The sequence below is a fragment of the Novosphingobium beihaiense genome, assembly GCF_022832375.1.
Taxonomy (GTDB): Bacteria; Pseudomonadota; Alphaproteobacteria; order Sphingomonadales; family Sphingomonadaceae; genus Novosphingobium; species Novosphingobium beihaiensis.
On sequence record NZ_JALHLG010000005.1, the window covers coordinates 292,807 to 306,522 of the forward strand.

Genomic DNA, 13,716 nt, shown 5'->3' on the forward strand with positions numbered 1-13,716 from the left:
GCCGCGCTTTGCGCTGGCGCTGGTTCCTCCTGCGGGAGCTCTTAGAGCAGGAAACGAAGGGGAGACAAGCATTTGCAGGTGTTGGCTTCGCCCAAACGGCAGCGGCCGGTCAGGGCAGGTCGGGCAGGACCATGTCTGGCGGCCGGTGACCGTCGACCCAGAAGCGGATATTGGCAATGATACGCTCGCCCGCTGCGCCGCGCCCTTCATACGTGGCGCTGCCCAGGTGAGGCATGGCGACAAGGCCGGGCAGGCTCAGCAGCCGCGGATCGATTTGCGGTTCGCGGGCGAATACGTCGAGCCCGGCCCCGGCGATACGGCCTTCGGAAAGGGCGGCGATCAGCGCTTCCTCGTCGATCAGCTGGCCGCGGCCAGTGTTCACGATGCAGGCGGTGGGCTTCATCAGCGAAAGACGCCGCGCATCGAACAAGTTCATCGTCGCGGCCCCGCCCGGGCAGTGCAGGGTGAGAATGTCCGCGTCCGCCGTCAGCCGGTCGAGATCGGGCTCGTAGCGGGCGGAAAACATGTTCTCCAGCGCAGGGGGCAGGCGATGCCGGTTGTGATAGCGGATATCCATGCCGAAGGCCCTGGCGCGGTGGGCCACGGCCTGGCCGATGCGGCCCATGCCGACGATGCCCAGCGTCTTGCCCATCAGCGAATGGCCTAGCATGGCGGAAGGCGCCCAGCCGGCCCACTGGCCCTCGCGCAGAACCTTAACGTTTTCGCTGAACCGGCGCGAAACGAGAATGATCAGCGCCAGCGTCAGATCGGCGGTATCGTCGGTAAAGACACCCGGCGTATTGGTGATCATGATCTTGCGCGAACGGGCGGCGGCCACATCGATATGTTCGGTGCCCGCACCGAAACTGGCGATCAGCCCAAGCCGTTCGCCCGCCTGTCCGATCAGCCCGGCATCGATTGAGTCGGTGACGGTGGGTACCAGCACATCACAGTCCTGCATCGCGGCGGCGAGCTGATCGCGCGTCATCGGCGTGTCGCTGCCATTGAGCGTGACATCGAACAGCTCGGTCATGCGCGCTTCGACTTCGGGCAGCAGCCTTCGGGTCACGATCACGCGCGGACGGTGCGGGCGATTGGGGGCGGAGGTGTCGCTTGCCGGTGCGGTCATGTCCTACCGGCTATGCCTTCCACAGGGTGCGGGTCAAGAAGCCTTGAAGCGATCGCGTGCCGCAAGGTAAGGATCGGGCCATGAAGCGTTTGCTGACAATGCTGCCGTTGCTGGCCCTTTGCGCGCTTGCCCCCGCCGTGATTCCGGGGGCGGCGAGGGCTGCGGACGAGGACAAGGTGCCCTATTGGGCCTCGATCGATGCCGATGTGGCTAATATGCGGGTGGGGCCGGGGCATACCTACAAGATCGACTGGGTATACCGCAGGCAGCATCTGCCAGTGAAAATCATCCGCCGCGAAGGCCCCTGGCGCCAGATAGAGGATCCGGACGGCGACAAGGGCTGGATGCGCGATTTGCTCCTTTCCCGCCGCCGCGGGGCCATCGTGAAAGGCAAAGAGCCGGTCGAGATGCGCGCTGGCGGCAGCGACTCGTCACCGGTGCTCTGGCGTGTAGAGCCCGGTGTCGTGGGGCAACTGGGGGATTGCAAACAGGGCTGGTGCGCATTCGATACCGATGGCCACCGGGGCTTCGTGCGTGCAGGCGCGCTATGGGGAACCGGGGAGCCCTGAGGCTGGGCCCGCTTGGCATTTCGGGCGAAGTTTGCTTGCAGCGGCAATTCGTGAGATAAACGTCGCGCAGACGTCGAAATTTGCGACGGACTTCGAACTTTGCCGACCGCCGCTTGCCGCTATGCAGCCCCGGCGTAAACCAGACGACGTTTTCCTTTCATCGGACGACTTGACGCACGGCCCGTGCGGCACTCTCGCCTGCGGGCAACTTCTGTTCTGGAAAGGAACACATCATGGCCAAGACTGGCACCGTAAAGTTCTTCAACACCGACAAGGGCTATGGCTTCATCCAGCCCGACGATGGTTCGGCTGACAGCTTCGTGCACATCTCCGCCGTTCAGGCGGCTGGCATGCATTCGCTCGATAAGGATCAGCGTCTCAACTACGAAGTCGAGCGCGGCCGTAACGGCAAGGAAAGCGCCGTCAACCTGTCCGCTGCGGACTGATAGACAAGGCCGTGTGCCGCCGCCCGGCTTTCGGGCGGCGGCATGGGGTTTCCGGCAAGTTCTATAGGAACGGGAGAAACCCATGAGCCAGAGTTTCGAATTCTACGACAGCCGGGCGCGCGAGGCCGCTGCCGAAGCGGCCGCAGCAAAGCTGGACAATGTACGTCAGCGGGCACTGCGATCCGAAGCGACTTGGCGGGGGCTGGCGGACAAGGCCAAGTCCATGGCTGACCGGCGTGCCGTTATCCAACAGGAAAAGGCAGACGCGCGTGCTGAGGAAATGAATTTTCCAGAATAGCCGGACAGCACAATAGCTCGCCATCTAACGAAAAACCCCCGCCGGTAAGGGCGGGGGTTTTCGTGTTCAGTGCTGTAGCCCGGCTATCAGGCCATTTCGATGGCCACGGCCGTGGCTTCGCCGCCGCCGATGCAGAGCGAGGCGACGCCCTTCTTCAGGCCCTTTTCCTTCAGGGCATTGATCAGGGTGACGATGATGCGCGAGCCAGAAGCGCCGATCGGGTGGCCCAGCGCCGTGGCGCCGCCGTTGACGTTGACCTTGTCGTGCGGGATGCCGAGGTCCTTCATCGCGAACATTGCGACGCAGGCGAAAGCCTCGTTCACTTCGAACAGATCGACGTCCGCCAGGTTCCAGCCGGTCTTTTCCATCAGCTTGGTGATCGCGCCCACCGGAGCGGTGGTGAACTTGGCGGGCTCCTGTGCGTGTGCCGCAACGCCTACGACGGTGGCGACCGGGGAGAGCCCCTTGGCTTCGGCCACGCTCTTGCGGGTCAGCACCATGGCTGCGGCGCCGTCGGAGATCGAGCTGGAGCTGGCGGCGGTGATGGTGCCGTCCTTGGCAAAGGCCGGACGCAGCGTGCGGATCTTTTCCGGATTGCCCTTGGGCGGCTGCTCATCGGTGTCGACGATCACTTCGCCCTTGCGGGTCTTGACGGTGACGGGAACGACTTCGCCCTTGAACGCACCGGTCTCGATCGCTTCCACCGCGCGGCGCAGCGACTCGACCGAGTAATCGTCCTGGGCTTCGCGGGTGAGCTGGTATTCGTCAGCGCTCACCTGGGCGAAGGAGCCCATCGAGCCGCCTTCGTAAGCATCTTCGAGGCCGTCGAGGAACATGTGATCGTAAAGCGTGTCGTGACCGGCCCGGGCGCCGCTGCGGTGCTTCTTCGAGAGGTAGGGAGCATTGGTCATCGACTCCATGCCGCCCGCGATCACCACGTCGAGCGAACCGGCGGCCAGCGCCTCTGCGCCCATGATCACTGTTTGCATGCCCGAGCCGCAGACCTTGTTGACCGTGGTGGCCTGGACCGACTTGGGCAGGCCGGCCTTGAGCGCGGCCTGGCGGGCAGGGGCCTGGCCAAGACCGGCAGGCAGCACGCAGCCCATGTAGATACGCTCGATGTCGTCGCCCGCGACTCCGGCGCGCTCGACAGCGGCCTTCACAGCGGTCGCGCCAAGGTCGGTCGCGGCGACTTCGGCCAGCGAACCCTGCAGGCCGCCCATCGGCGTGCGAGCGTAAGAAAGAATGACAATCGGGTCTGAAGCCGAAATCTGAGCCATGTGCGTGCCTCTCAAGTTATAGTGTTAGACAGTTGCCGACCGGATAATGTTGCGATGCACCAAATGCAATGACGGAAAAATGGGGGCCGTAACGGTATACTGTTCCGGAACCGCGACCGCTCGGCGCCGGGCAAAGTCTGGCGGCAGCTCTTCTGGTCCTGCCCACCTTCCGGGCGGGATTTCGAGGAACTTCCCGCATCAAGATGGGAAGCCGGAGGGATATTGCCAGCCCGACTCGCGGCAGGGCAAGCGGCGCCAGGCGATGTCATGAAGTTGCCCGGACCGTGCGTGCAAAGCCCGAATTCCGGCCTTACCGGCCAGAGTCTTGTTGCATTGCAATGGATAAGGCCGGAATAATCCAAGGCGACACCTTGCGATGCCGGGAGGCCTGTCCTAAGAGCGCGCCCAACGACCGGGCGTGCCCCGTATGAGGTGAGTCCGGCAGTCGCATTCCGGTATGAGGCCAGAACCATTGACTGATCTGTCACAATACCTGCCGATCCTGATATTCCTGGTGATCGCACTGGCGCTATCGGCGGTAATCGTTTTTCTGCCGATGGGCGTGGCCCGCCTGACCGGCACGCACCAGCCCAACGCCGACAAGAACAGCGAGTACGAATGCGGCTTTCCCGCGTTCGAGGATCCGCGCAGCCAGTTTGACGTGCGCTTCTATCTGGTGGCGATCCTGTTCATCATCTTCGACCTTGAGGCCGCGTTCCTGTTTCCCTGGGCCGTCTCGCTCAAGCTGACCGGCTGGGCCGGGTGGGTGACGATGATGGTATTCCTCGGCGAACTGGCCATTGGCCTTGCCTATGCATGGAAGAAGGGAGCTCTGGACTGGGAATGAGCACACTCGTGAACTCTGCCGGACGGCCCCTTTCGCAAGGCGGCGCTGTGACGGCCCCCGATCAGGCGTTTTTCAACGACCTCAATCAGGAAGTGTCCGACAAGGGCTTTCTGGTGACCTCGACCGAGGAACTGTTCCAGTGGGCCCGCACCGGCTCGCTGTGGTGGATGACCTTCGGCCTTGCCTGCTGCGCGGTCGAGATGATCCACGTGAACATGCCGCGTTACGACATGGAGCGCTTCGGTGCCGCGCCGCGCGCCTCGCCGCGCCAGTCGGACGTGATGATCGTGGCCGGCACGCTGTGCAACAAGATGGCCCCGGCGCTGCGCAAGGTCTATGACCAGATGTCGGAGCCGAAGTACGTCATCTCGATGGGCTCGTGCGCCAATGGCGGTGGGTACTACCACTACAGCTATTCCGTCGTGCGCGGCTGTGACCGCATCGTGCCGGTCGATATCTATGTGCCCGGCTGCCCGCCGACTGCCGAAGCGCTGCTTTACGGCGTGATGCAGTTGCAGCGGAAAATCCGCCGCGTCGGCACGGTGGAAAGGTGAGGGGCGTGAGCATCCTTCGACAAGCTCAGGATGAGCGGACCTTTACTTTGGAACAAACCCCAACCCCGCTCAGGCTGAGCTCGTCGAAGCCCGCGCGCAACGGCTGGAGTGCTGTATGACCGTCCTCCATTCCGCCCCCAAGTTCGCTTCGAACGAAGGCGTTCTCGATACGCTGAGCGCCGCGCTCGGCTCCATGCTGGTGTCCGGCAAGGAAGAGCATGGCGAAGTCGTGCTCACCATTGCGCGCGGCGAGATCGAGAACGCGCTCAAGCTGCTGCGTGACGAGCACGAATATCAGGCGCTGATGGAAATGGCGGGGGTGGATTATCCCTCGCGCCCCGAGCGTTTCGATGTCGTCTACATGCTGCTGTCGTACACCAAGAACCACCGCCTGCTGGTGAAGGTTAACGCGGCCGAGAATACGCCGGTGCCGACTGTCACCACGCTGTGGCCCAACGCGGGCTGGCTGGAGCGGGAAGTGTTCGACATGTACGGGGTGATCTTCGCGGGCAACCCGGACTTGCGCCGCATCCTCACCGACTACGGGTTCGAAGGCCATCCGTTCCGCAAGGACTTCCCGCTCACCGGCTATCAGGAACTGCGCTACTCCGAAGAGGATAAGCGCGTGGTCTACGAGCCGGTCAAGCTTGCGCAGGACTTGCGCCAGTTTGACTTCATGAGCCCCTGGGAAGGCGCGGAATACGTGCTGCCGGGCGATGAGAAGGCCGAGGGAGACAAAGTATGAGCATGCAGCTCGAACAGTCGCCCACCACCACGGGCGAAGTCGTAGACAACTACACGATCAACTTCGGTCCGCAGCACCCGGCCGCGCACGGCGTGCTGCGCATGGTCATGGAGCTGGACGGCGAAGTGATCGAGCGCATCGATCCGCACGTCGGCCTGCTGCACCGCGGCACCGAGAAGCTGATCGAGCACAAGACCTACCTTCAGGCGCTGCCGTACTTCGACCGTCTGGACTACTGCTCGCCGCTGGGCATGGAGCACTCCTACGTGCTGGCGGTCGAAAAGCTGCTCAACGTCGAAGTGCCGCTGCGCGCCCAGTACTTGCGCGTGCTCTTCGCCGAGCTGACCCGTATCTGCAACCACATGCTCAACATCGGCAGCCACGTCATGGACGTGGGCGCGATGACGCCGAACCTGTGGCTGTTCGAAATCCGCGAGGATTGCCTCAACTTCTTCGAGCGCGCTTCGGGCGCCCGCATGCACTCGGCCTGGTTCCGTCCGGGCGGCGTGCATCAGGACGTGCCGCTCAAGCTGCTGGCCGACATGGCCGAATGGCTCGACACGCGCCTGCCGACGCTGTTCGAGGACGCGATGAGCCTCGTCGTCGACAACCGCATCTTCAAGCAGCGCAATGTCGATATCGCCCTTGTCAGCAAGGAAGACGCGATTGCATGGGGCTTCTCCGGCCCGATGATCCGCGCGGCGGGCATCCCCTGGGATATCCGCAAGCAGCAGCCTTACGACGTCTATGACCGCATGGACTTCGAGATCCCGGTGGGCACCAATTCCGACTGCTACGACCGTATGATGGTCCGCGTCGAGGAAGTGCGCCAGTCCGCGAAGATCATGAAGCAGTGCCTGGCCGAGATGCCCGAAGGCCCGATCTGCTCGGACGACCGCAAGGTCTCGCCGCCCAAGCGCGCCGAGATGAAGAGCTCGATGGAATCGCTGATCCATCACTTCAAGCTCTACACCGAAGGCTTCCACGTTCCGGCGGGCGAAGTCTACGTCGCTACCGAAAGCCCCAAGGGCGAATTCGGCGTCTATCTGGTCTCGGACGGCTCCAACAAGCCTTACCGCTGCAAGATCCGTCCGACCGCGTTCAGCCACCTGCAGGCGATGGACTTCATGTCCAAGGGCCACATGCTGCCGGACGCGACCGCCATTCTGGGCGCCATCGACGTGGTGTTCGGGGAGTGCGACCGTTGAGGCTGACGACGGTGGAGATGATCCGCGTGTGGGCGGCCATGACCGGGCTGTTCCTCGTCGCGCTCTATTTCGGCGTGCTCTCCACCGGATCGCAGCCGTCTCCGACGATCGCCATGCTTGTGAGTGCGATCGCCGGTTTCGAGATTTTCTTTTTCGGCCAGGATCAATGGCTGAAGCGCAGGGGTAAGCATGGCTGACCGCTATATCGAACCTGATACGCCCGAACTGCGGGCGCGTTGGGGCAATTTTGCCTGGACCGAAGCCAACGCCGCGAAGGCGAAGGAGATCGTCGCACGCTATCCGGAGGGGCGCCAGCGCTCGGCCGTGATGCCGCTGCTCGATCTCGCCCAGCGCCAGGTCGGCGCGGAGGAAAACACGCAAGGCTGGCTGCCGATCCCGGTGATGGAATATGTCGCGGCTTACCTCGACATGCCGATCATCCGCGTGGTCGAGGTCGCGACGTTCTACACGATGTACAACATCGCCCCGATCGGCCGTTTCCACGTGCAGGTCTGCGGCACCACGCCGTGCATGCTGCGCGGATCGGACGATATCATCGCCGCTTGCAAGAAGCGCGGGATGAAACCCGGCCACACCACCGAAGACGGCATGTGGTCGTTCACCGAAGTCGAGTGCATGGGCAATTGCGCCTCGGCCCCGATGGTGCAGATCAACGATGACAACTATGAGGATCTGACGGCGGAGCGCATGGACGCGGTGCTCGATGCTCTGGCCAAGGGCGAAACGCCCAAGGCCGGGACGCAGGAGCCGGGCCGCCACACCGTCGAACCATCGGGCGGGCCGACCACGCTCAAGGAGATGGTCTCCGAAAATCACGATTATCGAGGGGAGTGGTAAGCCATGGCTCTCCAGGACAAGGACCGCATCTTCACCAATGTCTACGGCTATCAGCCGAGGAACCTGAAGGAAGCGCAGGCGCGCGGCGCCTGGGACGGCACCAAGGATATTCTCGCCAAGGGCAAGGAAGCCATTATCGAGGAGGTCAAGGCCTCGGGGCTTCGCGGGCGCGGCGGTGCGGGCTTCCCCACCGGCCTCAAGTGGTCCTTCATGCCGAAGGAACCGCCCAAGGATCATAACGGCAATCCCAAGCCCAGCTTCCTCGTCATCAATGCCGACGAATCCGAGCCGGGTTCGTGCAAGGACCGTGAGATCATCCGTCACGATCCGCATATCTTGCTCGAAGGCGCGCTGGTTGCCGGTTTCGCGATGGGCGCGCGCGCGGCCTACATCTACATTCGCGGCGAATACATTCGCGAGGCGGAAACGCTCTTTGCCGCGCGTGATGAGGCTTATGCCGCGGGCCTGCTGGGCAAGAACGCTTGCGGTTCGGGCTACGATTTCGACGTCTTCGTCCATCGCGGCGCGGGCGCCTACATCTGCGGCGAAGAGACCGCGATGATCGAAAGCCTCGAAGGCAAGAAGGGTCAGCCCCGCCTCAAGCCGCCGTTCCCGGCCGGTGCAGGCCTCTATGGTTGCCCGACCACGGTCAACAACGTTGAGTCCATTGCCGTTGCGCCGACGATCATGCGGCGCGGCGCATCGTGGTTCTCCGGCTTTGGGCGGGAAAACAACAAGGGCACCAAGCTCTTCCAGATTTCTGGCCACGTGAACAAGCCGTGTGTCGTCGAAGAGGAAATGAGCATTCCCTTCAGCGAACTCATCGAAAAGCATTGCGGCGGCATTCGGGGCGGTAAGGACAACCTGCTGGCCGTGATCCCGGGCGGTTCCTCTGTCCCGCTGGTTCCCGCCGAGCAGATCTGGGACGCGCCGATGGACTTCGACGGTCTCAAGGCCGTCGGTTCCGGTCTCGGCACGGCCGCCGTGATCGTGATGGACAAGTCCACCGATATCGTGCGCGCCATTGCCCGCCTCTCGCGCTTCTACAAGCACGAGAGCTGCGGCCAGTGCACGCCCTGCCGCGAAGGCACGGGCTGGATGTGGCGCGTGATGGAACGCCTGCGCACCGGTGACGCGGCGGTCGAGGAAATCGACATGCTGCAGCAGGTGACCAAGCAGGTCGAAGGCCACACCATCTGCGCTCTGGGCGACGCGGCCGCATGGCCGATCCAGGGCCTGATCCGCCACTTCCGCCCCGAGCTGGAACGCCGGATCGCTGAAAACATGCCGGAGGCCGCTGAGTAATGCCCAAGGTAACCGTAGACGGCGTAGAAATCGAAGTCCCGCAGGGCGCCACTGTCCTGCAGGCCTGCGAGCTGGCCGGTAAGGAAATCCCGCGCTTCTGTTATCATGAGCGCCTGTCGATTGCTGGCAACTGCCGCATGTGCCTCGTCGAGGTGAAGCCCGGGCCGCCCAAGCCGCAGGCTTCCTGCGCGCTTCCGGCAGGCGAGGGGCAGGAAATCCGCACTGACTCCGAGATGGTCAAGAAGGCGCGGGAAGGGGTGATGGAGTTCCTCCTCATCAATCACCCGCTCGATTGCCCGATCTGCGACCAGGGCGGCGAGTGCGACTTGCAGGACCAGTCGGTGGCCTATGGCCGTGGCGGCTCGCGCTATCACGAGCACAAGCGCGCCGTGACCGAAAAGAACATGGGCCCGCTCATCAAGACCACGATGACGCGCTGCATCCATTGCACCCGCTGCGTGCGCTTCTCCGAGGAAATCGCGGGCGTCGACGAGATCGGCGCGCTCTATCGCGGCGAAAGCACCCAGATCACCACCTATCTGGAGCAGGCCGCGAAGCATGAGATGTCGGCCAATGTGATCGACCTCTGCCCGGTCGGTGCGCTGACCTCGCGGCCCTATGCGTTCGAGGCGCGGCCGTGGGAGCTGAAGAAGACGCTGGGCATCGATGTGTCCGATGCCGTCGGTGCCAATATCCGCATCGACAGCCGTGGCCGCGAAGTCCTGCGTGTCCTCCCGCGTGTCAATGACGACGTGAACGAGGAATGGATCAGCGACAAGGCGCGCTACATGGTGGACGGCCTCACCAAGCGCCGTCTCGACAAGCCCTACCTGCGCCGCGACGGCAAGCTGGTTCCCGCGACGTGGAACGAGGCTTTCGCGGCCATCGCCACGCTGAACCCCGGTAACTCGATTGCGGCGGTTGCGGGCGACATGCTCGACTGCGAGACGATGTTTGCGGCCAAGAAGCTGACCGGCGCACTTGGTTCGAGCTTGCTCGAAGGCCGCCAGACCGGTATGGACTACGACACGTCCAGCCTTGCGGCGGTAAACTTCAACACCACGCTGGCCGGTATCGAGACCGCCGATGCTATCCTGATCGTTGGCAGCCACGTGCGCTGGGAAGCGCCGCTGGTGAATGCCCGCCTGCGCAAGGCGGTGAAGCGCGGCGCCAAGATCTTCCTGATCGGCCCCGAGTGGGAAACCACCTTCGGCGGTGAGTTCCTCGGCGAAGACCTGTCCGTCATCGGCAATCTGCCGAACCACGTCTGGGAAACGATCCGCGATGCCAAGCGTCCGGCGATCATTGTCGGCGGTGCAGGGATCGGCCGGGGCGGTCTGGAAGCTGCGCTTTCGGTCGGCGAGCAGATCGGCATCGTGCGCGAACTGGAAGACGGCACGAGGTGGAACGGCTTCAACGTGCTCCACATGGCAGCGGCCCGCATGGGCGGCCTTATGCTTGGCTTCGCGCAGAAGGGCGGCATCGCCGATATCGTCGCGGCCAAGCCCAAGGTGCTGCTCTCGCTCGGCGCGGACGAGGTGGATTACACCAAGTTCGCCGACTCGATGATCGTCTATGTCGGCCATCACGGCGACAAGGGCGCCCATGCCGCCGACGTGATCCTGCCTGCCGCGGCCTACACCGAGAAGGCAGGTACTTACGTCAACACCGAAGGGCGCGTGCAGTGGGCTGACAAGGCCGTGTTCGCACCGGGCGATGCCCGTGAAGACTGGACCATTCTGCGCGCTCTGGCGGACGCTTTCGGCGTCTCGGTGGGCTTCGACAGTTTCGAGGAACTGCGCGCCGCGATGATTTCCGAAGTCCCGGCCCTTGGCATCGAAGGCCTGGCGGACTACGGGAGCGACCTGCCTGCCGGTGGCGGTTCCGCATCCGGCCCGATCGCCTACCCGGTCAAGGACTTCTACATGACCAACCCCATCGCTCGCGCCAGCGCGACCATGCAGCAATGTTCGGCTGAATTGCTGCACGGTGAGGAGATCGCGGAGGCTGCGGAATGACTGCGTTCTTCCAGACCCTCGGCATGTCCTACGAATGGGCATGGTTCGTTTCGACGATCTGCGGCATTCTGCTGATCGCGCTGCCGCTGCTGCTCGGCGTGGCGATGATCATCTATGCCGACCGCAAGATCTGGGCCGCCATGGCGCTGCGCCGCGGCCCCAACGTGGTCGGCCCGTTCGGCCTGCTGCAAAGCTTCGCGGACGGTCTCAAGGTCTTCCTGCAGGAAACCATCATTCCTTCGGCCGCGAACAAGGGCATCTTCCTGATCGCGCCGGTCGTGACTTTCACGGTCGCGCTGATGGCCTGGGCGGTGATCCCGTTCAATTCGGGCGCGATCCTCGCGGACATCAACGTCGGCCTGCTCTATGTGCTCGCGATAAGCTCGCTGGGCGTTTACGGCACGATCATGGCGGGCTGGGCTTCGAATTCGAAGTACCCGTTCTTCTCCGCGATGCGTGCTTCGGCGCAGATGATTTCCTATGAAGTCTCGATCGGCTTCATTCTGATCTGCGTCGTCCTGTGGGCGGGAACGTTCAACATGAACGGTATCGTCAAGGCGCAGCAGGATCACGTCTGGCTGCTGAACGGCTTCGTGTTCAATCCGTTGCTGTTCCCGATGTGGGTCATGTTCCTGATCTCGGGCATGGCCGAGACGCAGCGCGCGCCTTTCGACCTCACCGAGGCGGAATCGGAGCTCGTTGCCGGATATCAGACCGAATACTCGTCGATGGCTTTCGCCGCCTACTGGCTGGGCGAATATGCCAATGTGCTGCTGATGTGCGCGCTCAACGCGACCCTGTTCTGGGGTGGCTGGCTGCCGCCGCTCGACATCCCCGTTCTGTACCTCGTGCCGGGCATCGTCTGGTTCCTGCTCAAGGTGCTGTTCTTCTTCTTCGTGTTCAGCTGGGTGAAGGCGACCGTCCCGCGGTACCGCTATGACCAGCTGATGCGCCTGGGCTGGAAGGTCTTCCTGCCCGTATCGCTGCTGTTCGTTGTTCTCGTCAGCGGCTACCTCATGGCTACCGGACACTTCGCATGACCGCCGCTCAACTGATCAAGAGCTTCACGCTCTGGGAGTTCGTGAAGGCGCATTGGCTGACCTTGAAGTACTTCTTCAAGCCCAAGGCGACGATCAACTACCCGTTCGAGAAGAACCCGCTTTCGCCGCGCTTCCGTGGTGAGCACGCGCTGCGCCGTTATCCCAACGGCGAGGAACGCTGCATCGCCTGCAAGCTGTGCGAGGCGATCTGCCCGGCACAGGCGATCACCATCGAGGCGGCGCCGCGTGAAGACGGTTCGCGCCGCACCACGCGCTACGACATCGACATGACGAAGTGCATCTACTGCGGCTTCTGCCAGGAAGCCTGCCCGGTCGATGCCATCGTCGAGGGGCCGAACTTCGAATACGCGACCGAAACGCGCGAAGAACTGCTCTATGACAAGGCTAAGCTATTGGCGAACGGCGATAAGTGGGAGCGGGCGATTGCCGCGAACCTTGAAGCCGATGCGCCGTATCGCTAGGAGGCGCGCGGGCTCATGATTCACGTTATCGCCTTCTATCTTTTCGCCGTGATGACCATTGCGTCGGGTGCGATCACCATCCTTTCCCGCAATCCCGTGCATTCGGTGTTGTGGCTGATCCTGGCGTTCTTTAACGCTGCCGGTTTGATGATCCTCGTCGGTGCCGAATTCATCGCGATGCTGCTGGTCATCGTCTATGTCGGCGCGGTCGCGGTACTGTTCCTGTTCGTCGTCATGATGCTGGACATCGATTTCGCGGAACTGCGCGCCGGGTTCGTCAAGAACTTCCCGCTGGGCATGCTGGTGGCGATCGTCCTGCTGGCCGAGATGGTCCTGGGCATCGGTGCCTACAAGGCCGGTGCGCTGCAACTCGGCACGCCCGACGGCACGGCGGCACAGCCTGCTGGCACGACCAACATCGAAGCGATCGGCGCGCTGCTCTACAGCCGCTATCTGTTCCTTTTCGAAGCGGCTGGCGTGATCCTGCTCGTCGCCATGATCGGTGCCATCGTGCTGACCCACCGCCAGCGTGGCGATACGCGCGGCCAGAAGATCAGCAAGCAGATCGCGCGCCGTCCCGATGAGGCGACGGTCAACGTCAAGCCGGAAGTCGGCAAGGGGGTCCAACTGTGATCGGTATCGAACACTATGTCGTGGTGAGCTCGATCCTCTTCGTGCTCGGCGTCCTCGGCATTTTCCTCAACCGCAAGAATGTGATCGTGATCCTGATGGCGATCGAACTCATCCTGCTTGCGGTGAACATCAACCTCGTCGCTTTCAGCGCCTTCCTGCACGACCTGACCGGACAGATCTTCGCGATGTTCGTGCTGACGGTGGCGGCCGGCGAGGCGGCAGTGGGGCTTGCAATCCTTGTGATCTACTTCCGTGGCCGCGGCACCATCGCCGTCGACGACGTCAACCGGATGAAGGGATAAGG

At 63.1% G+C, this 13,716-nt stretch carries 16 protein-coding genes and 1 pseudogene; 15 read left to right on the plus strand and 2 right to left on the minus strand.

Annotated features, from left to right (window positions below; all coding sequences use genetic code 11):
* Positions 1–109: 109 nt before the first annotated feature.
* Positions 110–1,129: a 2-hydroxyacid dehydrogenase gene (locus tag MTR66_RS04995; RefSeq protein WP_243918418.1), complete on the minus strand. Its 1,020-nt coding sequence runs from the start codon at positions 1,127–1,129 to the stop codon at positions 110–112.
* An 80-nt stretch (positions 1,130–1,209) separates the two neighbouring features.
* Between MTR66_RS04995 and MTR66_RS05000 the strand changes: the two genes are divergently transcribed.
* From MTR66_RS05000 to MTR66_RS05010, 3 genes are all read left to right on the plus strand, one after another.
* The gene (locus tag MTR66_RS05000) at positions 1,210–1,698 is read left to right on the plus strand and encodes an SH3 domain-containing protein (protein WP_243918420.1); all 489 of its coding nucleotides are present in this window, start codon (positions 1,210–1,212) and stop codon (positions 1,696–1,698) included.
* Positions 1,699–1,931: 233 nt separating this feature from the next.
* Positions 1,932–2,144: a cold-shock protein gene (locus tag MTR66_RS05005; protein WP_243918422.1), complete on the plus strand. Its 213-nt coding sequence runs from the start codon at positions 1,932–1,934 to the stop codon at positions 2,142–2,144.
* 82 nt (positions 2,145–2,226) lie between these two features.
* The gene (locus tag MTR66_RS05010) at positions 2,227–2,442 is read left to right on the plus strand and encodes a hypothetical protein (RefSeq protein ID WP_243918424.1); all 216 of its coding nucleotides are present in this window, start codon (positions 2,227–2,229) and stop codon (positions 2,440–2,442) included.
* Positions 2,443–2,528: 86 nt separating this feature from the next.
* On the opposite strand, the gene MTR66_RS05015 is transcribed toward MTR66_RS05010, so the two are convergent.
* A complete protein-coding gene (locus MTR66_RS05015) occupies positions 2,529–3,722 on the minus strand; it encodes an acetyl-CoA C-acyltransferase (RefSeq protein ID WP_243918425.1) in 1,194 nt (397 codons plus the stop codon).
* Positions 3,723–4,194: 472 nt separating this feature from the next.
* Between MTR66_RS05015 and MTR66_RS05020 the strand changes: the two genes are divergently transcribed.
* The 12 genes and pseudogenes from MTR66_RS05020 (at position 4,195) to nuoK (ending at position 13,714) form a co-directional block, all read left to right on the plus strand.
* Positions 4,195–4,569: an NADH-quinone oxidoreductase subunit A gene (locus MTR66_RS05020; protein WP_243918426.1), complete on the plus strand. Its 375-nt coding sequence runs from the start codon at positions 4,195–4,197 to the stop codon at positions 4,567–4,569.
* A complete protein-coding gene (locus MTR66_RS05025) occupies positions 4,566–5,123 on the plus strand; it encodes a NuoB/complex I 20 kDa subunit family protein (protein WP_243918427.1) in 558 nt (185 codons plus the stop codon). Before MTR66_RS05020 ends, MTR66_RS05025 begins: the two co-directional genes overlap by 4 nt.
* Positions 5,124–5,238: 115 nt before the next feature.
* A pseudogene (locus MTR66_RS05030) lies at positions 5,239–5,850 on the plus strand (NADH-quinone oxidoreductase subunit C); the annotation flags it as partial.
* A gap of 14 nt (positions 5,851–5,864) precedes the next feature.
* Positions 5,865–7,076, plus strand: coding sequence for an NADH-quinone oxidoreductase subunit D (locus MTR66_RS05035; RefSeq protein WP_243918429.1), 1,212 nt, complete (start codon positions 5,865–5,867; stop codon positions 7,074–7,076).
* Complete coding sequence (locus MTR66_RS05040; protein WP_268740257.1) at positions 7,073–7,273, plus strand: hypothetical protein; 201 nt, start codon at positions 7,073–7,075, stop codon at positions 7,271–7,273. Before MTR66_RS05035 ends, MTR66_RS05040 begins: the two co-directional genes overlap by 4 nt.
* Positions 7,266–7,934: a complex I 24 kDa subunit family protein gene (locus MTR66_RS05045; RefSeq protein WP_243918432.1), complete on the plus strand. Its 669-nt coding sequence runs from the start codon at positions 7,266–7,268 to the stop codon at positions 7,932–7,934. The genes MTR66_RS05040 and MTR66_RS05045 overlap by 8 nt, the downstream gene beginning before the upstream one ends.
* Positions 7,935–7,937: 3 nt before the next feature.
* Positions 7,938–9,239 (plus strand): NADH-quinone oxidoreductase subunit NuoF, encoded by a 1,302-nt coding sequence (gene nuoF, locus MTR66_RS05050; RefSeq protein ID WP_243918433.1) that lies wholly within the window; start codon positions 7,938–7,940, stop codon positions 9,237–9,239.
* Entirely contained in the window at positions 9,239–11,257 is a 2,019-nt protein-coding gene (gene nuoG, locus MTR66_RS05055; RefSeq protein ID WP_243918434.1) for an NADH-quinone oxidoreductase subunit NuoG, read from the plus strand. Before nuoF ends, nuoG begins: the two co-directional genes overlap by 1 nt.
* Positions 11,254–12,297, plus strand: coding sequence for an NADH-quinone oxidoreductase subunit NuoH (nuoH, locus tag MTR66_RS05060; protein ID WP_243918435.1), 1,044 nt, complete (start codon positions 11,254–11,256; stop codon positions 12,295–12,297). Before nuoG ends, nuoH begins: the two co-directional genes overlap by 4 nt.
* Positions 12,294–12,779 carry an NADH-quinone oxidoreductase subunit NuoI gene (gene nuoI, locus MTR66_RS05065; protein WP_067732060.1) on the plus strand — a complete coding sequence of 162 codons (486 nt, stop codon included), beginning with the start codon at positions 12,294–12,296 and terminating at the stop codon, positions 12,777–12,779. Before nuoH ends, nuoI begins: the two co-directional genes overlap by 4 nt.
* Positions 12,780–12,794: 15 nt before the next feature.
* Positions 12,795–13,412, plus strand: coding sequence for an NADH-quinone oxidoreductase subunit J (locus tag MTR66_RS05070; protein ID WP_243918436.1), 618 nt, complete (start codon positions 12,795–12,797; stop codon positions 13,410–13,412).
* Positions 13,409–13,714 carry an NADH-quinone oxidoreductase subunit NuoK gene (gene nuoK / locus MTR66_RS05075; protein WP_243918437.1) on the plus strand — a complete coding sequence of 102 codons (306 nt, stop codon included), beginning with the start codon at positions 13,409–13,411 and terminating at the stop codon, positions 13,712–13,714. The genes MTR66_RS05070 and nuoK overlap by 4 nt, the downstream gene beginning before the upstream one ends.
* The last annotated feature ends 2 nt before the right edge of the window (positions 13,715–13,716 follow it).